Raw genomic sequence first — 26,266 nt, 5'->3', positions numbered from 1 at the left:
TCATAGTCTAGCTTGGGTTCTTGATATTAACTAACAGCCACACCATGAAAAAAATTCTTATTACCTTGGCAACCGCCTTCGCCAGCTTCGGCGCTTCCGCCGCACCGGCGCCGGTATTGCCGGCTGGCCCGATTTACCTGCAGTTCGTCGGCCAGGAACAAATTGCCGTCGGTGGTGCTCACACCTATGGCAGCAGCGAAATCAACTGGGGCGTGTTCGTTGTGAACACCATGGCGGCCGGCAAAGTAGGCACGCCGAACGATTCCATTGACCAGAACACGCTCAACAGCGCCTTCTTCACGAACCAGGTTGGCGGCCAGATCACCGGCATGTTCTATGGGATCGAAAAAGGCGGCGTTTCGGACAGCAATGCGTTTCCTGCAACGAGCGGCTACCTTGACCTGTACTGGCGCGACACGAGCAAAGTGGCTGCAACCGCCATCGATAAAAGCATGCCTGTGGCCGGCGTTCGTTGCGGTTACAGCTGCGCGAACGGCTTTACCACCGATAGCGTTCTCCTCGCCCACCTGTATTTCGATACCGGCATGGATGACTCCAACGACAAGAACACTGTCGTAGGCAGCTCGGTGCCGACCACCCAAAAAGGCTTCAAGGGTTTCGCCAGCTCCTATCTGTCGGTTGACATGACCCAGGAAGGCCTGTGGAGCGAGCAATTGAACGCGAACTGGTTCACGACCGGTACCGGCAATGCCGATCTTCGCATCGACAACGTCTATTCGAACAATGCTAACTGGAATGGCGGTGCGGGCATCCTGGGCGCGCAGGTCACTTCCGGCGCCGGCCAGACCTACGCCCTGCCGGAACCGGGCGCACTGTCGCTGATGGGCCTGGCGCTGGTCGGCATGGGCGCTGCACTGCGCCGCCGCTCGCGCAAGTAATCGGCAACTACGGCGCGCAAGAACTGCGCGTCCAAAAGAAAATCGCCGGCAGATGCCGGCGATTTTTTTATCGGCGCCTCCCGGCGCCGGCTTTCCTTGGAGCAGTTACACCATCTCCGCGAAGCCGATCCGGTCGGTGGTCGCCGCGCGCGCATCGTCGACGCCGACCTTGTGCGAGGCCAGCAGCCCTTCCAGCACGCTGTTCATCGTATGGCAGCCCGGTTCGCGGCCGGCGTTCATGTGCGCGCGGATGGCGCCCAGGTCGCCCTGCTCGATCATGCCGGCCACCGCCGGGCTGATGCTCAGGCATTCGGTGGCGAGGTGGTAGCGGTTGCCCTGCTTCGACGGCAGCAGGGCCTGGCACAGCACGCCGCGCAGGGCATGCGCCAGGGCCTGGCCCTGGGCTTCCGAATTCCCCAGCAGGCGCAGCATCTTCTGCAGGCCCAGCTCGGTCGAACGCGCATGCAGGGACGCCAGCACCAGCGGGCCCGATTCGGCCAGCGCCAGCGCTTCCTGGGCAGTCTGGGCGTCGCGGATCTCGCCGATCACGATCACGTCCGGACGCTCGCGCAGCGCATCCAGCGCGCCGAGGTAATAGCTGTCGACGTCGCCGTCGACGCCCACTTCGCGCTGGGTGATGATGCACTTGCGCTGGGGGATCAGGGTCTCGACCGGGTCTTCGATGGTGATGATGTGGCCCGAGCGCTGGCGGTTGATCTCGTCCAGGATCGAGGCGATGGTGGTCGACTTGCCCTGGCAGGTGTCGCCGATGATCAATACCAGGCCGCTGGTCATGCGCGCGAATTCCTGCTCGTCCGGATGGAGGCCGAGGCTGTCGAGCGCCAGCGGCTCCTTGGGGAAGCGGCGGATCACGCAGCCCAGGCGCTTCTTGCCCTGGAAGCTGAAACAGTTGGCGCGGATCCGCGCCGTGTGCAGGTCGATCGAACGGTCGAACGCGCGTTCCTGGATGCGCTCGGACCAGTTCGGTTCGATGACGTCGAAGAACTCTTCCAGTTCCTCCTTCGTGATCGGCGAATCCGTCACCGCCACCAGGCCCTTCGGCTGGCGCAGCATCAGCGGGCTGTTCTGGTGAATGATGATGTCCGAAAACACCAGCTTCGAGTTCAGCAGGTGCAGGATCTGCTCGACCAGGGTGCCGAACACCGGATGGTCTTCGTTTTCGATATACGAGAGGGTGGGAATCTGCGAGGACTGGTGGTATTCCATCGGGCGATCGATGATAAAAGTGGAAACTTGCGATGCATTAATTATAAAACCAGCGGCGCTCTAAAGTTCCACTTGGAAAGATATTTTTTCTTGTGAAAAACTTGCAACATCTCAGCGCTGCAGCGCCGACCGCTCCGCCTATCTGCATTCTGGCGCGCCGCCCCTGCAGTTCGTCGCAAAGCCCCCGCACGCCCGGGCCGGCCTGCCTACAATGCACTCATCGATCATCGACAACAAGAATCAAGGAGAACGCACCATGAGCACGACGACCCCGAACCCGCGCCGCCGCCTGCTGGCCGCCTGCACCCTCGCCTGCGCGGCCGCGGCCATGACGGCCCCGGCCATGGCCTTCGACTGGAGCGTCGGCCGCAGCGAACAGGTGCAGGGCAACGGCAACATCAAGCGCCAGGCGCGCGAGGTCGGCCACTTCAACGGCGTGGCCTTCTCGCTGCCGGGCCAGGTCGAGATCCGCACCGGCAACAGCGAAGGCCTCACCATCGAGACCGACGACAACCTGCTGCCGCTGATCGAGACCGTGGTCGAGGACGGCACCCTGAAGATCCGCAACAAGAACAAGGTCAACATCAAGACCCGGACCCTGAAGATCGTGGTGCAGGCGCGCGAAGTGGACCGCCTGGCGCTGGCCGGCTCCGGCAGCATCGATGCCGACCGCGTCGCCGGTTCGCGCCTGAAGTTCGATGTCGGCGGTTCCGGCAACATCAAGGTGCGCAAGGCCGAGGGCGAATCGATCAGCGTGAACCTGGGCGGCAGCGGCGACCTGAAGGTAGAGGAAGGCGCGGCGCGCAGCCTGTCGGCCTCGATCGGCGGCTCGGGCACCGTCGACATGGCGCGCGTGCGCCTGGAGAAGGCCAGCGTGACGGTGGCCGGCTCGGGCGACGCGACCCTGTGGGTACGCGACAGCCTGAGCATGACGGTGGCCGGCTCCGGCGACGTCAATTACTACGGCGATCCGCAGGTCAGCAAGTCGGTGGTCGGCTCCGGCAACGCCAAGCGCCTGGGCGCCGCCCCGCGCTGAGCGTCGGGTGGGCTCGGCGTGCCCACCCTACCGCGCGGTGTAGGTCAGCGGCTTGACCGGGACCGTCAGCGCGACGTTCTCGCGCTTGCCGTCGGCGTCCTGCACCACCAGGGTCAGCGGCACCTGCTCGCCCTCCTTCAGCTGGTGCTTCAGTTCGAACAGCATCACGTGATAGCCGCCCGAGGCCAGGTTGACGGTCTGGCCGGCAGGCAGGTCGATGGCGTCGACGGCGCGCATGCGCATGGTCTGGCCTTCCATCGCCATCTGGTGCAGTTCGACCCGGCCGGCGACCGGGCTCTTCACGTCGACCAGTTTCGCCGGCTTCGCGGACTTCAGCTGCATGAAGGCGCCGGCCACCTTTGCCTGGGGCACGGTGGCGCGGATCCACGGATCGCTGACGCTGACCTGGGCCAGCGCCGGGACGGCAACGAGGCCGGCCAGCGCCAGCGCGAGAAGATGACGGTTCATGATTCCCCCTTCTGGTTAATACGAGCGTTCGGCCAGCAGCGTCTCGCGTTCGACCTGCACCGTGTCCGTGCCGTCGGTCAGCCAGACCTGGCCGTCCTGGATCGTGCACTGGATCTGCATGTTGCGCTTGCACATGCGTTCGAGCGCGGCGCTGGACTCGGCCGCGACGTTCACGATCGTGATGTTGCGGGCGCGGTCGATCTGCTTGGCGATCTGCTTGAACCAGATGTGGCTGACCGCGCTGTAGCTGTAGACCACCACGTGCTCGGAACGGCCGCTGGCCTTCATCAGGCGGCGTTCGTCGGGCTGGCCGACCTCGATCCAGGTGTCGATGGCCCCGGTCAGGTCCTTCAGCCACAGGGCCGGCTCCTCGACGTCGAACAGGTCCTTGCCGAAGGCCAGCGCCTCGTCGGCGTGCAGGGCGAAGGCGAGCAGGCGGATCATCAAGCGCTCGTCGGTTTCGGAAGGATGGCGCGCGATGGTGAGCGCGTGCTCCTGGTAGTAATTGCGGTCCATGTCCGCGATGTTCAGGTCTGCCTTGTAGATCGTTGCTTTCAGGGCCATCTGGTTCTTCTGCTTTCTGATTGTCCGGTGCTTCAGCTGAACACGACGGTCTTGTCGCCGTTCAGCAGGATGCGGTGTTCCACGAACCACTTGACCGCGCGCGCCAGCACCACGCTTTCGACGTCGCGTCCGATCGCCGTCAGCGCCTCGACGCCCATGGCGTGGTCGACCCGCTCGACGTCCTGCTCGATGATCGGGCCTTCGTCCAGGTCGCCGGTGACGAAGTGGGCGGTGGCGCCGATCAGCTTGACGCCGCGCCGGTGCGCCTGGGCATACGGACGCGCGCCCTTGAAGCTCGGCAGGAAGGAGTGGTGAATATTGATCGCCCTGCCCTTCAAGGCCTCGCACAATCCCGGCGACAGGATCTGCATGTAGCGCGCCAGCACGACCAGGTCGATCTGGTGCCGGTCCAGCAGCTCGATGATGCGGCTTTCCTGCGCCAGCTTGTCGGCGTCGCTGGCGCCGGCTTCGAGCGGCAAGTGGTGAAAGGGGATATTGTAACTGGCCGCGAGCTGGTAGAACTCCATGTGGTTCGAAACGATGGCCGGAATTTCCACCGGCAGCAGGCCGCTGCGGTAGCGGAACAGCAGGTCGTTCAGGCAGTGGCCGATCTTCGAGACCATGATCAGCACGCGCGGCTTGCGCGCCGCGTCGTGCAGCTGGCCGGACGCGCCCAGGTGGGCGCAGAGGACGTCGAAGCCGGCGCGCAGGGTGGCGTCCGACACGTTCGGCTCTTCCAGCGCAAAGTGGATGCGCATGAAGAACAGCTTCGATTCCGCGTCGCCGAACTGGTCGGAGTCGATGATGTTGCAGCCGTGCTCGGCCAGGAAGCCGGAAACGCGCAGGACGATGCCGCGCTGGTCCAGGCAGGACAGGGTCAGGATGTATTCGGGGTGCGTCATGGGAATCGCCGATGATGAATGGATGAGGATGCCATGGGCATTGTCGCACGCCTTGCATCTTCAGCACGTCCGCAACAGCTTTTCCGCCTTCCGCTATAGTTGAACGATCGTTCACTTTTATGAAAGGAATGCCATGACCGACGCCGTCCAGACCAACCAGCAATTCCGCCTCGCTTCCCGCCCCGTCGGCCTGCCGACGAAGGACAACTGGCAGCTCGCCGAGGAACCGCTTGCGCCGCTGGAGGAAGGCCAGGTGCGCGTGAAGCTGCTGTACCTGTCGCTCGACCCCGCCATGCGCGGCTGGATGAACGAAGGGAAGTCGTATATCCGTCCGGTGGCGATCGGCGAGACGATGCGCGCCGGCGCGGTCGGCCGGGTGGTGGAATCGAGATCAAAGCGCTTTGCCGTGGGCGAGCACGTCAGCGGCGCCTTCGGCGTGCAGCGCTTCTGGACCGGTCCGGCCGACGACAAGGGCGGCCTGGTGAAGATCGACCCGGCGCTGGCGCCCCTGCCCGCCTGGCTGAACGTACTCGGCATGCCGGGCATGACCGCGTATTTCGGCCTGCTCGACATCGGCCAGCCGAAGGCCGGCGAGACGGTGCTGGTGTCGGCCGCCGCCGGCGCGGTCGGGGCGACGGTCGGCCAGATCGCCAAACACCTTGGCTGCCGCGTGGTGGGCATCGCGGGCGGCGCCGACAAATGCCGCTTCGTGGTCGAGGAATTCGGCTTCGACGCCTGCATCGACTACAAGGAAGGCCCCATCGGGCCGGGCCTGAAGCAGCACTGCCCGGACGGCGTCGACGTCTATTTCGACAACGTCGGCGGCGAGATCCTGGACGCCGTCCTCACCCGCATCAACATGAAGGCGCGCATCGTGATCTGCGGCGCGATCTCGCAGTACAACAACACGACGAAGGTAGCCGGCCCGGCCAACTACCTGTCCCTGCTGGTGAACCGTGCGCGCATGGAGGGCATGGTGGTGTTCGATTTCGCACACCGCTATCCGGAAGGCGTGGCGCGACTGGCGCAGTGGCTGCGCGAGGGCAGCATCAAGCACCGCGAGCACGTGGTCGAGGGTTTCGAGAACTTCCCTGCCGCGCTGCTGATGCTGTTCGAAGGGAAGAACTTCGGCAAGCTGGTGCTGAAAATCGCCGACGACTGAGCGGTGGGCCGCGCCGCGCGGGCGGCCAGCGCAATCGAGTTTCACGTCAGCCGGAACTATCGCATCCCCTGCGTCTCTAATCGCACGAGCGCATCCATGACGCTCTCGGGTTTGATTGTTCACCGACAGGCACAAGGAGATCGATATGGCGACAAGCAAGGAAGGCGGCAAGAGCGCGAGCTCGGGCGGCAACGAGCAGAAAAGCCAGCCTGCCAAGCGCGGTTTCGCTGCGATGGACCAGAACCAGCAGCGTCAAATCGCCAGCAAGGGCGGCCAGGCCGCCCACCAGAAGGGAACGGCGCACGAATTCGATTCGGAGGAAGCGCGCCGCGCAGGCCAGAAAGGCGGGGAAGTGGTCAGCCGCAACCGCGCCCACATGGCAGACATCGGTCGCAAAGGCGGGGAAAGCCGGCAATCGGCCAACCGCGCCGCGGCTGCCGCCAAGGGGGGCAACCGCCAGGGCGGCAAGCCGGAATAAGATAAGGAACGCGGCTTCGCCAGGCTCCTTACCTGACCAGGAATGATGGCCGCCATCATTCCAATACCGGCGACTCGCTGCCGGCTCCCTCACCCGTTGCGCACTCCGCCAGAACGCATCCTGTGCCGGAGTGCGCATCCTCACCGCCCCCCACTCAATGGGCAGGAGGATCTCCGCGGTCGACGCCCCGGCCATCGATTACCGTCCCCAGTTGGACCTCGAGCGTCTTGCGCACCAGTTCGGCCAGCGTGCTGACGCCCATCTTCTCCATCGCCCGCGCCCGGTGCACCTTGATGGTCTTTTCGGTGATCCCGAGATCGGCGGCGATCTGCTTGTTCAGGCGGCCCGTCACCACGTGGTCGAGCACCTCATGCTCGCGCGGCGTCAGCGAGGCCAGGCGCCCGCGCACCATCTGCAGCTCCTGCAGCACCTTCCGGTCGTATTCGTCCTTGGCCAGCGCGCTGCGCACCGCCGCCAGGAAGCTTTCGTCATCGAAGGGCTTGACCAGGAAGTCGACCGCCCCGGCCTTCATCGCATGCACGCTGGTGGCGATGTCGCCATACGCCGTCATCAGCACGACCGCACGCACGTTCCCGAGCGCGCACAGGGTCCGCTGCAGCGTCAGCCCGTCCAGGCCGGGCAGGCACAGGTCGGCGACCACGCAGCCGGTCCTGCCCGGGTCGTGCGCGCGCAGGAACTCCTCGGCCGAGGGAAAAGCCTGCACCATAAGGCCTTCCGCTTCCAGGAGCCGCTGCAGCGCGCGCAGCAGGCAGGGTTCGTCGTCGATCAGGTACACCATCGCTTGCTCATTCATGTTGCGTCTCCCCACACATCGGCAGCGTGATACGGAACACCGCGCCGCCCTCGGCCCGGTTGATGGCTTCGATGCGGCCGCCATGCGCCGCCACGATCTCGCGCGAGACCGACAGGCCGACGCCGAGGCCTTGCTGTTTTGTCGTGAAAAAGGAATCGAAGATGCGTTCCAGCAGCCCGTGTGCGATGCCGGAACCGTTGTCGGTGACCGTCAGGCTGGCCTGTGCCCCCGGTCCCGCGGCGGTGGCGACGGCCAGCCGGCGCGCGCCGGGCGGGTTGGCATCCATCGCGTCGCAGGCGTTGAGGATCAGGTTCAGCAGCACCTGCTGCAACTGGATGGCATCGCCGCGCAGCGGCACCGTGTGCGGATCGAGCGCCAGCGCCAGCCGCACCCCATGCGCGGCCAGGCTGGAGCGCGCCAGCGCCAGGGCCTCGCGCGCCACCGCATTCAGGTCGACCGGCAGGCGCTGGGTGTCGCGCCGCAGGAACAGCGCGCGCATGCGCTGGATGACGCTGATGGCGCGCTGGCTCGCCTCGACAATGTCGCCGAAGACGTCGTCCAGCCGTCCCGGCGCGGCGGCCTGGCCCCTGAGGCGGCGCCGGCCGGCCTGGGCGTTGGCCAGGATCGCGGCCAGCGGCTGGTTCAGTTCGTGCACCAGCGCGGCATTCAGTTCGCCCAGCAGGCCGACCCGCGCCAGGTGGATCAACTGCTCCCGCTGCACCCGCAATTCGCGCTCGCGGCGGCGCCCGGAAGCGATGCCCTGGACCATGACCAGACGGCCGCGGCGCCTGCCCCGCAAGCGCACCCAGCGAATCCGTGCCCTGGTCGGGATCGAACCGAGCGCCATACGATAGCTCCTCGCGGGACGTCATCATCGGGCCATTCTAGGCTGGGTCGTCGTCGCGATGACCGGGACATCGGGGCGATTTGAGATTTCACAAAGACTATGCACGTTGATGGCACTACAAGGCCCGAGATCGTGTACCCCGAAAGGCCAATGGGGGCCGGCGTTCAAGTTCTATAGACTGAAGACTGACAGCGCGGCCGTCGGCGCACGCCCCGGCCGGCACCGATCCCTTTCTTGCCCAGGAGGTTCACCATGCTGACAACGACTGCCCGCCCGGCCGGCCTGCTCCTTACCTGCCTGGGCCTGATGCTCGGCGGCTGCGCGTCCACCGGCACGCCCGACGAGGCGCGTTCCACCGCCGACGCCTCGCAAGCCACGCTCAAGCGCTTCGCGCAGGACCCGGACATGGGCTGGCTGCACCAGAACCTGCCGCGCGCCAAGGCCATCCTGGTCAGTCCGCGCATCCTGCAGGCCGGCTTCATCGTCGGCGGCTCCGGCGGCAATGCCGTCCTGCAGGCGCGCTCGACGGGCGGCCCGGGCTGGACCGGCCCCGCCTTCTACAAGCTCGGCACCGGCAGCATCGGCCTGCAGATCGGCGCCGAGTCCGCCGAGATGGTCGCGCTGGTGATGACCGAAAAGGCGATGAACTCCTTCCTGTCCTCCGGCTTCAAGCTGGGCGGCGACGTCAGCGTGGCCGCCGGTCCGGTCGGCGCCGGCACCGGGGCCCCGATCACCGCCGACATGGTGGTGTTCGTGCGTACCAAGGGCCTGTATGCCGGCCTGAACATGAGCGGCACCGTGGTCTCGATCGACGACAAGGCCAACCAGGCGTTCTACGGCCGCCAGGTCACGCCGGTCGACATCCTGGTCAAGCACTCGGCGAACAATGCGAGCGGCGAAGCGCTCGCCCACGAGCTGGCGCGCACGGCCGCGGGCGCCGGGCGCTAGGCGCTCAGCCAGGGGGAGTCGTCTTGCGGCCGGGCGAAGACCCGGCGTCCGGCGGCGGCTGGATGCGCAGCGCCGGTCCCGGATCGGCGCCAGGGCGCTGGGGCGTGCCGCCGGCCACCGTGGAGGGCGGGGCCGGGCCCGGCATCGCCGCGGACGGCATGCCGCTCTTCACGCTGACCCAGTCGCGCAGCACCGCGTGCGCCACGGCGAGCAGGGTCGGCCCGACGAACACCCCGAGCAGGCCGAAGGCCGCCGCCCCGCCCAGCACGCCGAGCATGATCAGGATGAAGGGCACATGGCTGCTCCTGCCGATGATGATGGGCTTGAGCACATTGTCGATCGACAGGCCGACCGCCAGCGTCCACACGACCAGGAACACCGCCCATCCGCCTGCGCCCTGCTGCACCAGCCAGATGGCGCCCGGGATGATGACCAGCAGGGGGCCGCCCGGGATCACCGCGAGGAAGAAGGTGAGCAGACCGAGCAGCACCGGCGAAGGCAGGCCGGCGATCCAGTACCCGACCGCGCACAGCACCGCCTGGGCCAGCGAGGTGCCGAGGATGCCGTAGACCACGCCCTTGACGGTGCCGCCGATCAGGGCCAGCAGCACCGGCGCCTGGGTGCCGGCGATGCGCCGCATCGCACCCTGCAGGGCGCCGCCGAGGCTCTCGCCGCTCAGGTAGAAGAAGGCCGCGAACAGCACCGACAGGATCAGCAGTCCGATGCCCTGCACCACCGACAGCGCGGCGCCGAGCACTGCGCCGAAGAAGGGCGCGGCCAGTTGCCGGATCCGCACCAACACCTCCGGATTGCGTGTGGCGACCGCTTCCCAGGCGTCTTCCAGGCGCGGCCCGACCAGCGGCAGCTGGATGACCCAGTTCGGCAAGGTCGGCATGCCGGAACCCAGCCTGGCCTGCACGGCGAGGACCAGCTCGGGCACCCGGGTTGCGAAGGCGGTGCCCGCGTACACGACCGGTCCGATCAGCAGGACCAGGATCGCCAGCATGATCAGCACCGCCGCGATCGCGCGCCGCCCGCCGAGCGCGCCGGCCAGCCGCAGGTAGGGGCGATAGGTCGAAAAGGCGAGGATCGCCCCCCACAACAGGGCGGTCACGAAGGGCGCGACCACGATCAGGGCCCCGCCTACCAGCACCACCAGCGCCAGCACGCCGGTCAGCTGTTCCATCAGTCGATCGAATTTCACGGGCCTCCCCTCGTCCACCGGCGTCTTGGCACACGCGGAACATTGTCGTGGGGGCCAGCACCGATGCAAATTGGACCTAAGACCAAGGGCAAGCTTGATTACGGAAGGCCCAGGAACAGGTAGAGACTGCGATGCCCGCCCTTTGCATAGCCGGCGCCCAGGTAGAGCGGGCCGAGCGGGGTTTCGCCGCCGAGGTAGACGGCGCCGGCCTGTTGCCAGCCCTCCAGGCCGGTCTCGGTGAAGCGGTCGCGCACCCTGCCCGTCTCCAGCGACGCGCCGAGCCGCAGGTCGCCGCGCAGGCCCAGCGGCATGCGTCCGATCACCCGCTCGCCGCGGACGCTGGCGAAGCGGATGTCGCCGGCCAGGATCTGGTCGCGCGTAAAACCGGACAGGCGCAGGAAACCGCCGAGGGCGCCGGCGTCGCCGAGCGGCAGCCGCCCTTTCGGCGAGCCCAGGTAGCTAAAGCGTCCGTTGATCACATAGGGTCCCCACGACCTGGCGGCGCGCAGGTCGGCGCTCAGCCGGGTGTAATCCCTGTCCTTGGGATCGAACCAGGCGATGTTGCCGTACCAGCCGGTGGTGGGAAAGAAGGGCTGGTCGAACTGGTCGAACTCGAGCAGTGCCTGCCAGCCCTTCAGCGTGGCCTCGCCGGTCGGCAGCGTGGGCGCGCCCGTTTCGACCGAGGTATCGAGCTTGCGGACCAGCCAGCCGAGGCGCAGCGCGCCGAGCACGCCGACATTCGCGCCGAGATTGACGAAGGCCCGCTTCTGCCGGACCAGGTACTCGGCGATCCGGTGGTCGTTCTGGTAGAGGTTGAGGCGCTCGCGGCTGATGCCGAGCGCCGGCTCGACGAACCACCGCTGGCGCGCCTCCAGCGGCTGGTAGAACTCGGTGTACAGGTCCGAGCGCTCGCCCACCTGGAAGCCGGACAGCCATTCGGCGCCGAGCGAGTTCAGCCATTTGCGGTGATAGGCGGCGCGGAAGGCGAACTCGGTCTCCTTGTCGTCGGCCTCGATGAAGACGCCCGAGCGGATGTAGTCCGGCCCCCAGCTTTTCTCGGTGACGAGGATGCGCAGGATGGTGCGCCCCCCCCTCCTCCTCCAGCCGGTAGTCGACGTTCTCGACGTCGCCGTCGCCGTAGATCCGCGCCAGGTCGCGCTGGAGCCGGAGCGGATCGAAGCGCTGGCCGGGACGGATGCGGATATGGCGCATGACGAATGCCGGATTGACCCGCTTCAGGCCGCTGATCCGCACCTCGTCCACGCGCGGATTCGGCGACGACGGCGTCCTCAGCCTGTCCGCCCAGGCCGCGTACCGGTCCGGCGGCAGCGAATAGCGCGCCAGCGCCGCCGCCTGCGCCTCGGCGGCCTGGCGCCCGCTTTCGGCGCCGGCGCGGAATTCGTTGAAATCGGCCGCCGTGACGCCCGCCAGCGCGGGCTTGATGTAGATGTCGCCGGGCTTGAGCATGGCGCGCGAGCGCTCGGCGTTCTGCTCGGTCAGCACGCCGATGGTCTGGCCGGTGATCGCGCGCAGGGTCGTCACGTCTTCCGGTTTCGCGAGCGGCGAGCCGACGTCGACCGCGATCACGACATCGGGATGGCAGGCGGCGATGACCTCGTCGACCGGCAAGTTGTCGACCAGCCCGCCATCGACCAGGAAGCGGCCCCGGTAAGGTACCGGCGCCAGCAGCGCCGGCACCGACATGCTGGCCCGCATCGCGGCCGACAGTTCGCCGCGGCGGAACACGAGCTTCTCGCCGGTGCCGATGTCGGTCGCCACGATGGCCAGCGGCAGCGGCAGGTCTTCGATCGCGCGCGCGCCGCGGTCGGCGCCGACCAGGGTGTTGAAGAACAGCTTGATCTTCTGTCCGCCGACCACGCCGTGGGCCGCGCGGATGCCGTCGTTGGTGACGCCGAATTCCAGGCCCGGGTAATAGCTTTGCGACAGCAGGCGCTCGCGGTAATTCGTTTCCGCGTGCGAGGGATTGTCGTCGAACAGGTCGCGCCAGTCGACCCCGGCCAGGCGCTGGCGCATGGCGGCGGGGCCGACGCCGCTGGCCCAGGCCCCGGCAATCAGCGCCCCCATGCTGGTGCCGGCCACGCAATCGACCGGCACGCGCAGGCGTTCCAGCACCTCGAGCACGCCGATGTGGGCGGTGCCGCGCGCGCCGCCGCCGCCCAGCACCAGGCCGATGCGGGGACGGCTTGCCGGCGCGGGCGAAGCGGGCTGCGCAGGCGCTGCGGCAGATGCGGCGGCGAGCAAGAGCGCAAACAAGAGCGCCAGCGGACCTCGGAGTGGTGACATCGGTTTCATCGGGTGAGCTTGATCGACAGCGCTAATGTAATGGCCGCTCGCCGCTCGCACGATTCAGCTTCCGGTCCGGCTGAGCCATATCAATCGGCCCCGCAACTTGCAAATTCGTGGGACCAAAGGACAATAGCCGGCGCGCCCGTACCGTCCCAGAGTATTGGTGAGGCGCCGTCCGTCGGCGCACGCCCCACGATCAGGGAGGTCGGCAATGCGTACCATGAAAACCATCGCCCTCGGCGCGATGCTGGCGGCACTCTCCGTGGGCGCGGCCCAGCAGCGTCCGATCGCCTACCCGGCCAAGGGTCAGAGCCAGGCGAAGCAGGACAAGGACGACGGCGAATGCCATGTCTGGGCCAGGAACAAGACGGGGGTCGACCCGGCGGCCGCGGCATCCACGCCGCCGCAGGAAACCGGACCGGCGGTGGGCGGCGGCGAGCGCATGCGCGGCGCGGCGCGCGGTGCGCTGGGCGGGGCCGCGATCGGCGCGATCGCCGGCGATACCGGCAAGGGCGCGGGCGTCGGTGCGGTGGCGGGCACCATGGCCGGCGGCCACCGTGCGCGCCAGAACCAGGCCGCCCGCAACGAGTCCGCGCAGCAGGGACAGGCCCAGCAGATCGACAGCTATTACCGCGCCTGGTCCGCCTGCATGAGCGGCCGGGGCTACACGATGAACTGAGGACCGATGATCGAGCGAGCCCGAGGGCTTACTGCGGGATCGAGAAATGCGCCTGAGCCATCGTCCTGAGCGCGGATACCGCGGGGATGCATTGGTCCGGACGCCACGCCATGATCATTTCGGCGACCACCTCGTGGCGCCGGATCGGCCGGAATACCACATTGTCGAACTTGAAGCGCTGCGCGGATGCCGGGACGATGGCCGCGCCCAGGCCGGCCCGGACCATGGAAATGATGGTTGGCGTCTGGTCGATGTACTGGACAAACTCGGGCATCACTTTCGCGGACCAGAACAAACTCATCGTCCGTTCATGGAAATATTTGCCGTCATGGGGCGAGTGCATGATGAATGGCTGGCGATCGAGGGCGGCGAGGTCGATGCTGTCGTGGCCGGCCAGTGCATGCGCTGCCGGCAGCACGACGACCAGCGGCTCGACGTCGATCAGGAAAGAATCCAGCTTCTGTCTTGCGCTCAGCGGACGCATGATGCCGAGGTCGATCGTATCGGCCGCGAAGGCATCGACCTGTGCCGCCGATACGAGCTCGTGCACGACGACGTCGATATCCGGCAGGGCCCGCTTCGCCGCCGCCAGCAGGCGCGGCACGATCTCATAGCCGGCGGCGCCGGTGAAGCCGACGCGTACGCGGCCGGTCTCTCCCTTGCTGACCCGCCGCACCGTGGTGGCGGCCTGCTCGGCCAGGTTCAGCAGGCGGGTGGCGTCGACCAGGAAGACCTTGCCGGCGGCGGTCGGGCTCACCGAATGCTTCGTGCGCTCAAGCAATTGCACACCGAGTTCGTGCTCGAGCAGCTGGATTTGCCGCGTCAGCGGCGGCTGCGTCATGTGCAGGCGTTCGGCCGCGCGCCGAAAGTTCAGTTCGGTTGCGACCGTGACAAAACAGCGCAATTGTTTTAAATCGAACATTTAGTGATCGACCTGAGCTTACGGCTATCCGGTTTCGCCGTCGCAGCTTCCCGGCCACCTCGGTTGTAATCCAATTAAGGTATCACATAATTGCCGATCCGGATTGGACTGGCATCACCATACGCTTCTATCATCGTTCCGAAGTCGAGCTCTCTTCGAGCGCCCAGCGCTGGCCTGCGTCGACGATTCCCACGCCCTTGCTGGCGGTAACCAAGGACACATTATGAAGCCCGGAATTTTGCAACTGAATCCCATCCTGATTCCTTCGATCAGCGAACGCCTGAACCAGCTCTACACGGTGCACCGGCTGTTCGAACAGGAAGACAAGCAGACCTTCATCCGCGAGATCGGCGCCTCGATCCGCGGCGTCATCTCCGGGGGCCATACGGGCATCAGCAACGAGCTGATGGCGCAGCTGCCCAATCTGCAGGTGGTGGCGATCAACGGCGTAGGGACCGACGCCGTCGATCTGGCCTACGCCCGCCGGCGCGGCATTGCCGTGACGGCCACCTTCGGCGCCCTGACCGAGGATGTCGCCGACCTGGCCATCGGTCTCCTGATTTCGACCTGCCGCGGCATCGCCGCCGGCGACCGCATCGTGCGCGAGGGCCTGTGGGCAAAGAATCCGCATCCGGGCGCGATTCCGCTGTCGCGCCGTTTCAGCGGCATGCGCGTCGGCATCGTCGGCATGGGTCGCGTCGGCCGCGCCGTCGCGCAGCGCGCCGCCGCGTTCGGCTGCCCGATCGCCTACACCGACCTGCAGGCGATGGACGACCTGCCCTACCCCTTCTTTGCCGACCCGGTGGCCCTGGCCCGCGACAGCGACGCGCTGGTGCTGGCCGCCGCGGCCGACAAGGCCGAAGGCATCATCGATGCGAGCGTGCTCGATGCGCTCGGCAAGGACGGCTTCCTGGTGAATATCGCACGCGGCAGGCTGGTCAACGAGCCGGACCTGGTCGCCGCCTTGCAGGAAGGCCGGATCGCCGGGGCCGGCCTGGACGTGTTCGTCGACGAACCGCATGTGCCGGCACCGCTGCGTGGCATGGACAACGTGGTGCTGCAGGCCCACCGCGCCAGCGCCACGATCGAGACCCGTACCGCGATGGGCGAGATGGTGCTGGCCAGCCTGGCGCAGGCGCTGGCCGGGCAACGTCCGGAAATGAGCCTCACCACCTGAACGCGGTTTGCGGGCAGCAGATTCGGGTTCCAGAAAAAGCAGCAACAAGCGCGGCAGGAGACAGGCTGCGCTCTAAACACATAATAAGGAATACACCAATGAATCAGGTCAAAACCGTTCGTGACGATATGGGCAAGGCAGCGGCTGCGGTGCCTGCCAAAACGGGCAGTTTCCGCTGGGTGGTCATGGGACTGATCTTCGTGATCTGGGCCATTGCCTGCGCCGACCGCGCCAACCTGGGCATCGCCCTGCCCTACATGAAGAAAGAGTACGGCATCAGCAATACCGAAGCCGGCATGATCATCAGCCTGTTTTCGTTTGCTTATGGCATCGTGCAGATTCCGACCGGCCTGCTGTACAAGCGCCTGAGCGCCAGGCTGACGGGCAGGCTGTTCCCGGTGTTCATGATCCTCACCTCCGTTTTCACGGGCTTGATGGGGACCACCTCCTCGGTCTTCCTGCTGAAGCTGTTCCGCGTGGGCCTGGGCATCTCCGAGGGCCCACTGGGCATCGGCTGCACCAATATTATCAACCGTTGGTTTCCGGCGCGGGAAAAGGGCACGGCAACCGGCCTGTGGCTGACGGCGTCGAAGCTCGGCCCCCTGATCGTGCCCTCGCTGTGCGTGCTCGTGATCGAGCTGTGGGGCTGGCGCGAGATCTTCTACGTGTTCGCCATCCCGGGGGTGCTGCTGTCCGTGCTCTGGATTTTCACCGTCAGCAATACGCCGGAAGAGAGCAAGTACTGCTCGAAGACGGAATGCGACTATATCCGCAGCGAAGCGGGCGTGGCGGTCGCGGAAGCGGAAGCGTCGCCGCTGCGGCGCACCTACGAGCTTGCGTGGCTCGACAAGCTGATCCGGACCAGGAACGTGCCGCAACTGCGCACGCTGCGCCAAGTCTTCAGCTCCTGGAACATCGTGGGCGCCGCCATCGGCTACGGCTGCATGATCGGCATTACGAACATCTTCATGTCGTGGATCCCGACCTACCTGGTCACGGTGAAAGGCTATGCCTCCATCAAGATGGGCTTCATCGCCTCGGCGCCCTTCCTGGGTGCGGTGATCGGCAACCTGCTGGGGGGCCTGCTGTCCGACCGGATGCTGGGCAAGCGCCGCAAGCCATTGATGATGCTGAGCGCCTTCGGCACCATCTTCACGATGCTGGCGCTGGTCTATGCGCCGGATAACTCCTTCTACCTGGGCTTCATGCTGTTCCTGGCAGGGCTGATGGCCAGCATGGGCTTCGGCGGCTATGCCGTTTATCCGATGGGGCTGGCCGACAAGAGCGTCTATCCCGTTTCGTTCGGCATCATCAACGCCGTCGGCCAGGTTGGCGGCGCCTGCGCGCCGCTGGCCGTGGGGATGCTGCTCGACGCCTACAGCTGGGCGGCCGTCTTCACCTACATGGGCTGCAGCGCGCTCGTCTGCCTGCTGATCCTGTTCACCATCGTCGAACCGGTCGTCACCGACAACGCCGCCTAGCGACCGCGCCGGCCGCCGCCGCCCCGTCCGCCGAACCCGCTGCCGCGCCCGCCAGGGCTCCCGCTGCTGCTGAAGTTCGAAAAGCGCTGGCTCTGCATCGCGCCGCGCTGGCGGTCCTGGAAGTCGCGGTTCAGGTTCTGCGGCAGCGAGGAGGTCTGCGCCGCCGGCCGCGCCGTCGCACGCGCTTGCGCAGCGGCCGACGAGCGCGCCGATTCGCGCGGCTGCGCCGCGGTATTGCTCCAGCCGCCGTTGTCGTAGCGCTGCCAGCTGCCTTCGCTGCGCCGGTAGACGTTGCCGTCGCGGCCGGCGTACAGGTCGCCGCCCGCGCTCCGGGCCACGCCGCCGCTGCCGCGCGCGCCGGTGCCGGCCACCACTCCCGCGCCCGTGGAGGAACGCGCGGCGCCGACCGAGCCGCTGGCGGTGGTGGCATGCCGCGTCGCCGTGGTGACGCCGCCGCGCTGCACTACCGAACTGCCCCAGCTGCCGTACACGCTGCTGGCCTGGCGGGTGGCGGCCGCGTTGCCGGTCGCGGGGTTGCGCCCGCCGGCGAAGGCGGCGCTGCCGCCGGGTCCGGCGACGGCGCCGGCGCGCGCCGAGGCCCTGGTATAGGGGTTGTAGGCGCCGGCCGCCGCCCGGCTGCCGTAGGGGCCGTAGGCCGAGCCGGCGCGCGCATAGGTGCCGGTATAGGGGTTGTAGCTGGCGCTGCCGGTGGTGCCGCGGTAAGGCCCGTAGACGCCGCGCGAGGCCCCGTAGGCCCCGGTATAGGGGTTGTAGAAGGAGCCGACGCCGTAGGTGGCCGCATACGGCCGGTACACCGGGTAGCCGCCATACGCCGGGTAGTGATAGTACGGCGGATACCAGTAGCCGGAGCCGTCCGCGATGATGGCGCCGACCGCCATGCCCATCACGAAGGTGCCGAAATAGCCGGCCGTGTAGCTGGCGTCGACGTAGCCGTTGGGCGCCGTGGTCTGGGTCACGTAGGTGACGTTATAGACCGGGGAGCTGGGCGGAATCGTGTAGATCTGGCTCGGCACCGAGGGCGCCGTGGTCCAGGGGCCGGTCGGCGCGCTGGAATAGAACCAGACCCCGTTCTCGCACAGGTAGTACTGCCGGTCCACCTTGATCACCCGGTCCGGCGTGTTCACCGCGTAGGAAAGCTGGGTGCCTTCGATCGGCTTGAACTCGGGCTGGCCGTCATACGACACGTCCACCATCGCGGCAGCCTGCTTCGGGTCGAGCGTGACGCGGGTCGGCACCTGGGCCAGCAGCACCGCATCCTTGGCGGCCTCGGTACCGGGTACCGACACCAGCACGCGCGAGGCCGGGCTGTCGGGCGGGATGCGGGCGAAGTCCGGCGGCAGCTCGGCGGAGGCGAAGGTCCACGGGCCGTCCAGGCTGGCGGCGCGGAACCAGCGCCCGGCCGCCAGGAAGTAATAGCTCTTGCTGCGCTGGTCGACGAACAGGTCGGCGTCGGTGTTCTTCGCGTAGACCAGTTCGGTGCCCGGGATCGGCGCGTACACCGGCTTGCCGTCGAAGACGATGACCTCGGCCGGCGTACTGCTGAAGAACACGGCCGGGGTCGACGGCGCCTTGCGGGCGCCTGCGCTCGACGCCGCGGCCTTCTTCAGGTCGGCCCATTGCGGATCGTCCAGCACCCGGCTGATCGCGCCGGGCAGCGGTCCGGCCGGCGTCCACGGTCCCTCCAGCCGCGCGCCGCTCAGCCACGTGGCGTCGTTGAACAGGTAGTAGCGGTTCTCGCCAGGCGCGCGCAGCACCGGCCAGTTGGCGTTGACGATGAATTCCACCCCGCCCCTGCCGGTGGCGGCGCTGACCGGCTTGCCGTCGGTCTGCAACAGCATCGAGGGCTGGTAGCTGACGAAGATCGTGGGCGGGTCGTTGCGCACCGCCACGCCCCGCGGCGCGGCCTGCGGCTTGTCGGCGAGCGCGACCAGGCGGTCGAGCGAGATCGGGATGTCGCCGCGGTTCGTGACGAACTTGCGGAACAGCGCATCCAGGCGCCGCTGCTCATCCGGCGGCGCCGAGGGAAACCTGGTCTCCGTCACCCGCAGGTCGCGGATCACCGCCTGCCGCTTGTCGACATCCACATCGGTGCGGGCGTGGATTTCGCCGATGCCGACCGCCGGCTTGCCGTTCGCCGGCGACAGCTCGAAGGCGAGCCGGAAGTCGAGCTCGCGATAGTTCTTCCAGGCGTCCACCTGCGGTTCGTAGAACACCAGTTTCGCGCGCTCCGCCGTGAGCTCGCGCGGCCAGCCGGGGTCGTCCGCCAGCGCCGGCAAGAGCGGCTGAGCGGCCAGCGCCAGCACCAACAATGCTTTCGGTCTCATGTGCTTTTCCCCGCTAACGGGCCGCGACCGGCGCTGCCGTCATGCCTTCCGCCTCGAGCACCCAGCCGCCGCCCATCGCCTTGTACAGGTTCACCAGCGAGGTGTAGACCTGCGACTGGGTCTGGGTGTAGGCCACCTCGGCCGCGAACAGGCTGCGTTCGGCGTCGAGCACCTCGATATAGCTGGTGTAGCCCTCGTCGTAGCGCAGGCGCGCCAGCTCGAGGTAGTTGCGCAGCGTGCGCACTTCGCGGTCCAGGAAGCCCAGCTGGTCGCGCGACTTCGCATGGCTCACCAGCGCATCCGACACTTCCTGGAACGACACCTGGATCGCCTTCTGGTAGTTCAGCAGCGCTTCCTGCTGCTGGGCCTCGGCCTGCTGGACCTGGCCGGCGATGCCGCCGCCGGTGAAGATCGGCATCGACGCCGCCACGCCATAGGACCAGACCTTGGTGGAGCCCTGGAACAGCTGGGAGAAATCCTTGCTGATGTAGCCGAGCAGGCCGGTCAGCGAAATCGTCGGGAAGTACTGGGCGCGCGCCGCCCCGATCAGGGCATTCGCGGCGACCAGCTGCTGCTCCGCCTGGCGCAGGTCGGGCCGGCGCTCCAGCAGTTCGGACGGGAGGCCGGCCGGCACCGGCGGCAGCGCCAGCCCCGCCAGCGGGTGGCTGGCGCGGATCGGCCCCGGGTTCCGGCCGAGCAGGATCGACAAGGCGTCTTCCTGCTGGCCGATCAGGGCTTCCAGGCGCGGGATCTCGACCAGCGAGGCCTCGTACAGGGACTGGGTCTGGGCCAGTTCCAGCTCCGACACGGTGCCGCCCTCGAACCTGTCCGTGAACAGCTTGAAGGAATTTTCCCGGCTGGTGGCCGTGTCCTTCGCGATCTGCAGCTCGCGCTCCAGCTCGCGCAGCGTGATGTAGGACGAGGCCACCGAGGACACCAGGGTCAGCACGGTGGCGCGGCGGCCCTCCTCGCTGGCCAGCACCTGGGCGCGCGCGGCCTCGGTCTCGCGCCGGCGCCGGCCGAACAGGTCCAGCTCCCAGTTGGCCGACAGCGAGGCTTCGTACTGGTCCTGGACCGGCGCGATCACGCTGCCGGCCGTGCCCGCCGGCACGCGCCCGCGGCTGCCGTTCAGGTTCGCGCCCACCTGCGGCAGCAGCAGCGAACGGGTGCTGGCGTACTGGCCGAGGAACAGGTCGATGCGGGCGGCCGCGATCTTGACGTCCTTGTTCTCGCGCAGCGCCTCGGCGATCAGCTGGTCCAGGACCGGATCCTGGAACTGGCGCCACCAGGCGGTGTTGGCGATCGCGCCCGCCTCCTTGTCGTGGAAGCGGAAGGCCTGCGGCGCATCGACCGCGGGGCGCTTGTAGTCGGGGCCGACCGCGCAGCCGGCTAGTAGGCCGGCGCCGAGCAGCAGCCATCTTCGCGGATTCGACATTTTTTATTCTCCCGGCGGGCGCGGCGCATGCGGCACGTGGCCGGCGCCGGCTCCGCCGCCCGGCAGCTGCGGGCCGGCCACTTCCGGCGGCGGCGCCGCCTTCGCCTTGCGGCGTCCCATGCGCTCGGCCAGCGTTTCGATCACGTAGTAGAACATCGGAATCCAGAACACGGCGATGACGGTGGCCGCCAGCATCCCGCCGATCACCCCGGTGCCGATCGAGATCCGGCTGTTGGCCGATGCGCCCTTGGCCAACGCCAGCGGCACGCAGCCGAGGATGAAGGCGACCGAGGTCATGACGATCGGGCGCAGGCGCTCGCGCGCCGCGGTCAGGGCCGCGTCGCGGAAGGATGCGCCCTGCTCGCGGTTGAGCACCGCGAATTCGAAGATCAGGATCGCATTCTTCGCCGCCAGCGCCACCAGCATGGTCAGGCCGATCTGGAAATAGATATCGTTCGACAGCTTGCGCATCGTCACCGCCAGCAGCGCGCCGAACAGGGCGAAGGGCACCGCCAGCAGCACGCCGAAAGGCAGCGACCACTTCTCGTATTGCGCCGCCAGGATCAGGAACACCATCACCAGGCCGAACACGAACACCGATGCCGACGCGGCGCCGGCCTTCTGCTCCTCGAAGGCTTCGCCGCTCCAGGCCAGGCCGAAGTCGGAAGGGAGGACCTCGGCGCCGACCCGTTGCAGGGCCGCGATCGCCTGGCCGGAGCTGTAGCCGGGCGCCGTCGTCGCCGTCACCTTCACCGCCGGGAAGTTGTTAAAGCGCGTCATCAGGTCTGGCCCGGTCACGTACTTGCTGGTGACAACGGCCGACAGCGGCACCATCGCCTTGTCGCGGCTGCGCACATACAGCCGTTCCAGGTCCTCCGGCCGCAGGCGGTACTCCGGTTCGGCCTGCAGGATCACCTGCCACAGCCGGCTCGACTTGATGAACTGCGAAATGTAGAGCGAGCCGAACATGGTCTGCAGCGTGCCGTAGACATCCTCGACCGGCACCCCGAGCGTCTCGGCCTTGTCGCGGTCGACGTCGACCAGCAGCTGCTGGCTGCTGGCGTTGAAGGTGGCGGTGGCGCGTCCGATCTCCGGCGCATTCTTCAGCTTCGCCATGTACTCGCCGACGGCGGCGCCGAGCTGCTGCACGTTCTTGTCGCCCTTGCTCTGGATCCAGACTTCGAGGCCGCCGGTCGTGCCCAGCCCCGGGATCGACGGCGGATTGACCGGCACGACCATCCCGCGCGCATCGCCGCCCAGCTTCGCGCCGGCGTCCTGCAGCACGGCGCGCGCGTTCTGCGTGCGGATGTTGTCGCCGCTGTAGCGCTCATCGAAGTCCTTGAAGCCGACGAAGAAGGTGCCCGCATTGTTCTTGTTCTGGTTGTCCAGCAGGCTGTAGCCGTCGATCACGGCCACCCCTTCGACCGCCGGGTTCCTGGTGAAGTAATCGGTGACGCGCTTGCCGACCGCGCCCGTGCGGTCCAGGCTCGCGGCATCGGGCATGATGACCGCGCCCAGCAGGTAGCCCTGGTCTTCGGGCGGCAGGAAGGCCTTCGGCACCCGGTTCAGCATGAACACCGACAGCCCGATCATGCCGGCGAACAGCAGCAGCGCGATCCCGGCGCGCTTGATCGTGAGCGCCACGGCGCGCCCGTAGCTGGCCGTCATCCGTTCGAAGCTCCGTTCGAACCAGCGGAAGAAGCGGTTCTTCTTGCCATGCACGGGTTTCAGCAGGATCGCCGCCAGCGCCGGCGACAGCGTGAGCGCGACGATCCCGGAAATCACCACCGAGATCGCGATGGTGATCGCGAACTGCTTGTACAGCTGCCCCGTGATCCCGCCGAGAAAGGCGACCGGCACAAACACCGCACACAGCACCAGCACGATCGCGACCACGGGACCGGCCACCTCGTCCATCGCACGCTTGGCCGCTTCCTTCGGCGGCAGGTGGTGCACGGTCATGTTGCGTTCGACGTTTTCGATCACCACGATGGCGTCGTCGACCACGATGCCGATCGCCAGCACCATGCCGAACAGGGTCAGCATATTGATCGAGAAGCCGAGCGCCTGCATGCCGATGAAAGTACCGACGATCGACACCGGCACCGCCAGCACCGGGATCAGGGTCGCGCGCAGGCTCTGCAGGAACAGGTAGACCACCAGCACCACCAGCACCACCGCCTCGAAGAAGGTCTTCACCACGTCCGAAATCGAGGCCCGCGTGAAGTTGGTGGTGTCCATCACGATCTTGTATTCGATCCCTTCCGGGAACTCCTTCTGCATCTGCGCCAGCGTCGCCTTGACCTGGTTGGACACGTCCAGCGCATTCGCGCCCGGCTGCTGGTACACCGCCAGCATGGTCGCCGGCCGGCCCTGGTAGGTGCCGCGGATCGAGTAGTCCTTCTGCCCCAGCTCGGCGCGGCCGATATCCTTCAGGCGCACGATGGCGGCGCCGCCGCTGGCCGCGCGGATGATGATGTTGTCGAACTCGGACGCCTCGGTCATGCGGCCGGCGGTGGTGACCGGGAAGGACTGCTCGACCGCCTTGCCGGTCGGCGACTGCCCGAGGCGCCCGACCGCGTACTGCTGGTTCTGCGCCGCCACCGCCTGCTGGACCTCGCTGGCGGTCACGCCCAGCTGCGCCATGCGGTCGGGCTTGAGCCAGATCCGCATGGCGTAGTCGGGCGTGCCGAAGATGCTGGTCTGGTTGGCGCCGGGGATGCGCTTGAGCGCGTCCAGGATGTAGATATTGGTGTAGTTGGCCACATACACCGGGTCGTAGCGCTCGCTCGGCGAATACACCGCGATCACCATCATGAAGGCCGAGGACTTCTTCTGCACCTGCACGCCCTGGGCCGTGACCGCCGACGGCAGTTGCGGCAGCGCCAGGTTGACGCGGTTCTGCACGTCGACCTGCGCCAGCTGCGGATCGGTGCCGATCTCGAAGAACACGTTCAGGGTCATGTTGCCGGTCGACGAACTCGACGAGTTCATGTAGATCATGTTGTCGGCACCGTTGACCTGCTGCTCGATCGGCGCGGCCACGTTGTTGGCCACCACGTTGGCGTCGGCGCCCGGATAGGTGGCGCTGACCGTGATCTGCGGCGGTGTAATGTCGGGGTACTGCGCGACCGGCGACTTGAACATCGCCACCGCGCCGGCCAGCGTGATGACGATCGAGATCACCGAGGCAAAGATCGGATGGTCGATGCAGAAGCGCGAAATATTCATGGCCGCGCCTCCGCCCGCGCGGCCGTGCCGGCCTGCGCCAGCGCCGGCTGCGGCGTCAGCGCGGCGACCCGCAGCGGCGCGGTGGGCGTGACCCGGCCGGCGCCGTCGACCACCACGCGCTCGCCCGGCTTCAGGCCGTCGCTGATGAACCAGTCGTCGCCGATCCAGTCGCCCACCTCGACGACGCGCTGCCTGGCCTTGCCGTCATTCCCGATCACCCAGACGTAATGTCCCTTCGAGCCCTGCTGCACCGCGCGCTGCGGCAGTTGCATGGCCGCCGGCCGGGTCGCGCCGAATACCCGGGCGCGCACGAACTGGCCCGGGCGCAGCTTGCCTTCCGGGTTCGGCAGTTCGGTGCGCACCAGGAAGGTGCCGGTGCCGGCGTCGAAGGACGGTGCGGCGAAGTTGATGTGGCCGCGCTTCGGAAATACCGTGCCGTCGGCCGGGACGACTTCGACCTCGAAATTCTGATTCTGCGGAAACTTCAGGCGGCCCTTGGCGATCTGGTCGCGGTAGCTGAGCAGCTCGTTTTCCGAGATACTGAAGTTGACCCAGATCGGATCGACCTGGGACACGGTGGTCAGCAGGCCCTGCTCGCCGACCGTCAGGTAACTGCCTTCCTGCTTCTTGGCGAAGCTCGTCAGCCCCAGCAGCGGCGAGGCGATCGTCGTATAGCCGAGATTCAGGCGCGCGGTGCGCACCTGCCCTTCGGCGGCCAGCACCGCCGCGCGCGACGAGCGTTCCATGCCGATCGCGTCGTCCAGCTCTTTCTTGCTGACGGCATTCCGGGCCGCCAGCGGGCGCACCCGGCGCAGGTTCGCTTCCGCCACCTCGAGCCGGGCGCGCTGCTGTTCCAGCTGGCCCTGTGCCGACTGCAGCGCCGCCTCGAAGGGTTTCGGGTCCATCTGGAACAGCGGCTGTCCGGCGCGCACCATCGTGCCTTCGGTGTAGAGCCGCTTGTCGAGGAAGCCGTCGACCCGCGCCCGGATCTCGACCTCGCGCGAACTCTGGGTCTGGGCCACGAATTCGAAGGACACCGGCGTGTCGTGCGGCGTCATGCTGACCGCCGTGACCTGCAGGGGCTGGGCGGGCGGCGCCTGGACTTCGCGCGAGCAGCCGGCCAGTCCGGCGCTCAGGCAGGTCATCGAGGCGCCAAGCGCGAGCGGCAGAAACGGACGATTCATGGGGGCACCCCTCTCTCATCGGTGTTGGGCCGCACGAACGGAGTCCACATATGCGCAGCCGAAGTTGACACCAAGTTAAATCCAAACGGAGCAGTGCAGGAATTGGCCTTTGGTCGTACCTCGCGCTCAGGTCTCGTGGCGGTTCAGCTCGACCGGCTGATGGCGCCGCATGATGTCCTCCGCCTGGACGCGCTGCTGCTCGCTGTCGCTGTCGACCATCAGCGCATAGTCGCCATGCCGCACCGGCGCGCCGAACAGGTCGCCGTGCGCGCTGCGGACGCCGACCCCGAACAGGCCGCGCACCAGGTTGCCCATGGTGGTCTGGACCGACTGGTCGCCCGGCTGCGGGTTCGGCGCATGCGTCCTGGGCGCAAGCTCGTGGTCGGGATTGAGCTGCACCTGCCGCCACGAGAAACCGGCGACCAGCAATTCATTCTTGGCGCTCTGCGCCGGCCCGAACTTGTCGAAGATGCCGACGACGGTGATCATTTCGTACCTCCCCTGGATGAACGTAAAGTGGCGCACCCTACTTCCGTTCGCGCAGGCGGGTGATGGCCTGCAACTGCGCGATCGCCACCGCCAGCTCGGCCTGGGCCTTGGCATGGTCGAACTGGGCGGTGCTGTTGGCCAGCGCTTCCTGGGCACGCTTCCTGGCGTCGATGGCCCTGGCCTCGTCCAGGTCGCGGCCACGGATCGCGGTATCGGCCAGCACGGTCACCGCATCCGGGTGCACGTCGACGATGCCGCCGGCGACGAACACCAGTTCTTCCTCGTTGCGCCCGGCCAGCTTGATGCGCACCGCGCCGGGCCGGATCCGCGTCAGCAGCGGCGTATGCTGCGGAAAGATCCCGAGCTCGCCGACCTCGCCCGGCAGCGCCACGAACTCGGCCAGGCCCGAAAAGATCTCTTCCTCGGGCGAGACCACCTCGACCTTCAATGTCTTCACGTCTGCCATT

23 protein-coding genes and 1 pseudogene are annotated in these 26,266 nt (G+C 67.4%); 8 read left to right on the top strand and 16 right to left on the bottom strand.

The annotated features are described in order from the left end of the window. The first annotated feature begins 44 nt into the window (after positions 1-44). On the top strand, positions 45-899 hold the full coding sequence (locus AM586_RS24300; protein WP_082439511.1) for a PEP-CTERM sorting domain-containing protein: 855 nt from the start codon (positions 45-47) through the stop codon (positions 897-899). Between the two features lie 105 nt (positions 900-1,004). Here the strand turns inward: AM586_RS24300 and AM586_RS24295 are convergent, their stop codons facing one another. After that, positions 1,005-2,126, bottom strand: coding sequence for a type IV pilus twitching motility protein PilT (locus AM586_RS24295; RefSeq protein WP_047825494.1), 1,122 nt, complete (start codon positions 2,124-2,126; stop codon positions 1,005-1,007). Positions 2,127-2,382: 256 nt separating this feature from the next. On the opposite strand from AM586_RS24295, the gene AM586_RS24290 reads away from it, so the two are divergent. Further along, positions 2,383-3,162, top strand: coding sequence for a head GIN domain-containing protein (locus AM586_RS24290; RefSeq protein ID WP_047825495.1), 780 nt, complete (start codon positions 2,383-2,385; stop codon positions 3,160-3,162). A 27-nt stretch (positions 3,163-3,189) separates the two neighbouring features. On the opposite strand, the gene AM586_RS24285 is transcribed toward AM586_RS24290, so the two are convergent. From AM586_RS24285 to purU, 3 genes are read right to left on the bottom strand one after another with little or no spacing between them, the layout of a single operon-like run. Next, positions 3,190-3,630, bottom strand: coding sequence for a copper chaperone PCu(A)C (locus tag AM586_RS24285; protein ID WP_047825496.1), 441 nt, complete (start codon positions 3,628-3,630; stop codon positions 3,190-3,192). A gap of 15 nt (positions 3,631-3,645) precedes the next feature. Then, positions 3,646-4,194: a YaeQ family protein gene (locus AM586_RS24280; RefSeq protein WP_047825497.1), complete on the bottom strand. Its 549-nt coding sequence runs from the start codon at positions 4,192-4,194 to the stop codon at positions 3,646-3,648. A gap of 32 nt (positions 4,195-4,226) precedes the next feature. Beyond that, entirely contained in the window at positions 4,227-5,096 is an 870-nt protein-coding gene (purU, locus tag AM586_RS24275; RefSeq protein WP_047825498.1) for a formyltetrahydrofolate deformylase, read from the bottom strand. Positions 5,097-5,229: 133 nt separating this feature from the next. Between purU and AM586_RS24270 the strand changes: the two genes are divergently transcribed. Together AM586_RS24270 and AM586_RS24265 are read left to right on the top strand one after the other, a co-directional pair. Further along, on the top strand, positions 5,230-6,258 hold the full coding sequence (locus tag AM586_RS24270) for an NADP-dependent oxidoreductase (RefSeq protein WP_047825499.1): 1,029 nt from the start codon (positions 5,230-5,232) through the stop codon (positions 6,256-6,258). Positions 6,259-6,403: 145 nt separating this feature from the next. Next, entirely contained in the window at positions 6,404-6,736 is a 333-nt protein-coding gene (locus AM586_RS24265; protein WP_047825500.1) for a KGG domain-containing protein, read from the top strand. Positions 6,737-6,890: 154 nt separating this feature from the next. On the opposite strand, the gene AM586_RS24260 is transcribed toward AM586_RS24265, so the two are convergent. Both AM586_RS24260 and AM586_RS24255 read right to left on the bottom strand, forming a co-directional pair. Next, complete coding sequence (locus AM586_RS24260; protein WP_047825501.1) at positions 6,891-7,550, bottom strand: response regulator transcription factor; 660 nt, start codon at positions 7,548-7,550, stop codon at positions 6,891-6,893. Next, complete coding sequence (locus AM586_RS24255) at positions 7,543-8,397, bottom strand: sensor histidine kinase (protein ID WP_082439510.1); 855 nt, start codon at positions 8,395-8,397, stop codon at positions 7,543-7,545. Before AM586_RS24255 ends, AM586_RS24260 begins: the two co-directional genes overlap by 8 nt. Before the next feature lie 252 nt (positions 8,398-8,649). Here AM586_RS24255 and AM586_RS24250 point away from each other — a divergent pair, with 252 nt between their 5' ends. Further along, positions 8,650-9,345, top strand: coding sequence for a lipid-binding SYLF domain-containing protein (locus AM586_RS24250; RefSeq protein ID WP_047825502.1), 696 nt, complete (start codon positions 8,650-8,652; stop codon positions 9,343-9,345). 4 nt (positions 9,346-9,349) lie between these two features. On the opposite strand, the gene AM586_RS24245 is transcribed toward AM586_RS24250, so the two are convergent. The 3 genes and pseudogenes from AM586_RS24245 to AM586_RS28980 form a co-directional block, all read right to left on the bottom strand. Further along, the gene (locus tag AM586_RS24245) at positions 9,350-10,549 is read right to left on the bottom strand and encodes an AI-2E family transporter (protein ID WP_156328223.1); all 1,200 of its coding nucleotides are present in this window, start codon (positions 10,547-10,549) and stop codon (positions 9,350-9,352) included. A gap of 98 nt (positions 10,550-10,647) precedes the next feature. Further along, positions 10,648-11,466, bottom strand: a complete 819-nt coding sequence (locus tag AM586_RS28985) for a hypothetical protein (RefSeq protein ID WP_229411193.1) — start codon at positions 11,464-11,466, stop codon at positions 10,648-10,650. Positions 11,467-12,220: 754 nt separating this feature from the next. After that, positions 12,221-12,853: pseudogene (locus AM586_RS28980) on the bottom strand (patatin-like phospholipase family protein); the annotation flags it as partial. A 214-nt stretch (positions 12,854-13,067) separates the two neighbouring features. Here AM586_RS28980 and AM586_RS24235 point away from each other — a divergent pair. Beyond that, a complete protein-coding gene (locus tag AM586_RS24235; RefSeq protein ID WP_047825503.1) occupies positions 13,068-13,535 on the top strand; it encodes a glycine zipper domain-containing protein in 468 nt (155 codons plus the stop codon). Between the two features lie 28 nt (positions 13,536-13,563). Here AM586_RS24235 and AM586_RS24230 read toward each other — a convergent pair whose 3' ends face one another. Beyond that, positions 13,564-14,457, bottom strand: a complete 894-nt coding sequence (locus tag AM586_RS24230) for a LysR family transcriptional regulator (protein ID WP_047825504.1) — start codon at positions 14,455-14,457, stop codon at positions 13,564-13,566. A gap of 223 nt (positions 14,458-14,680) precedes the next feature. Here AM586_RS24230 and AM586_RS24225 point away from each other — a divergent pair, with 223 nt between their 5' ends. Together AM586_RS24225 and AM586_RS24220 are read left to right on the top strand one after the other, a co-directional pair. Then, the gene (locus AM586_RS24225; RefSeq protein ID WP_047825505.1) at positions 14,681-15,634 is read left to right on the top strand and encodes a 2-hydroxyacid dehydrogenase; all 954 of its coding nucleotides are present in this window, start codon (positions 14,681-14,683) and stop codon (positions 15,632-15,634) included. A 98-nt stretch (positions 15,635-15,732) separates the two neighbouring features. Beyond that, positions 15,733-17,115 carry an MFS transporter gene (locus AM586_RS24220; protein WP_052234003.1) on the top strand — a complete coding sequence of 461 codons (1,383 nt, stop codon included), beginning with the start codon at positions 15,733-15,735 and terminating at the stop codon, positions 17,113-17,115. Here the strand turns inward: AM586_RS24220 and AM586_RS24215 are convergent. The 6 genes from AM586_RS24215 to AM586_RS24190 all read right to left on the bottom strand — a co-directional run bounded on the left by AM586_RS24215 (position 17,112) and on the right by AM586_RS24190 (position 26,256). After that, the gene (locus AM586_RS24215) at positions 17,112-19,460 is read right to left on the bottom strand and encodes a hypothetical protein (RefSeq protein WP_156328224.1); all 2,349 of its coding nucleotides are present in this window, start codon (positions 19,458-19,460) and stop codon (positions 17,112-17,114) included. The two genes, AM586_RS24220 and AM586_RS24215, sit on opposite strands and share 4 nt — an antisense overlap. Before the next feature lie 13 nt (positions 19,461-19,473). Continuing rightward, positions 19,474-20,895, bottom strand: a complete 1,422-nt coding sequence (locus AM586_RS24210) for an efflux transporter outer membrane subunit (RefSeq protein ID WP_047825507.1) — start codon at positions 20,893-20,895, stop codon at positions 19,474-19,476. Between the two features lie 3 nt (positions 20,896-20,898). Continuing rightward, positions 20,899-24,126 (bottom strand): efflux RND transporter permease subunit, encoded by a 3,228-nt coding sequence (locus AM586_RS24205; RefSeq protein ID WP_047825508.1) that lies wholly within the window; start codon positions 24,124-24,126, stop codon positions 20,899-20,901. Then, the gene (locus AM586_RS24200) at positions 24,123-25,310 is read right to left on the bottom strand and encodes an efflux RND transporter periplasmic adaptor subunit (RefSeq protein ID WP_047825509.1); all 1,188 of its coding nucleotides are present in this window, start codon (positions 25,308-25,310) and stop codon (positions 24,123-24,125) included. Before AM586_RS24200 ends, AM586_RS24205 begins: the two co-directional genes overlap by 4 nt. 126 nt (positions 25,311-25,436) lie before the next feature. Continuing rightward, entirely contained in the window at positions 25,437-25,799 is a 363-nt protein-coding gene (locus AM586_RS24195; protein ID WP_109370522.1) for a hypothetical protein, read from the bottom strand. A gap of 37 nt (positions 25,800-25,836) precedes the next feature. Further along, positions 25,837-26,256, bottom strand: coding sequence for a F0F1 ATP synthase subunit epsilon (locus AM586_RS24190; RefSeq protein WP_373995238.1), 420 nt, complete (start codon positions 26,254-26,256; stop codon positions 25,837-25,839). Positions 26,257-26,266 lie beyond the last annotated feature (10 nt).

The organism is Massilia sp. WG5 (assembly GCF_001412595.2).
Lineage (GTDB): Bacteria > Pseudomonadota > Gammaproteobacteria > Burkholderiales > Burkholderiaceae_D > Telluria.
Note: the sequence above shows the minus strand (reverse complement) of the source record. Positions and strands in the feature narration are given on the sequence as shown.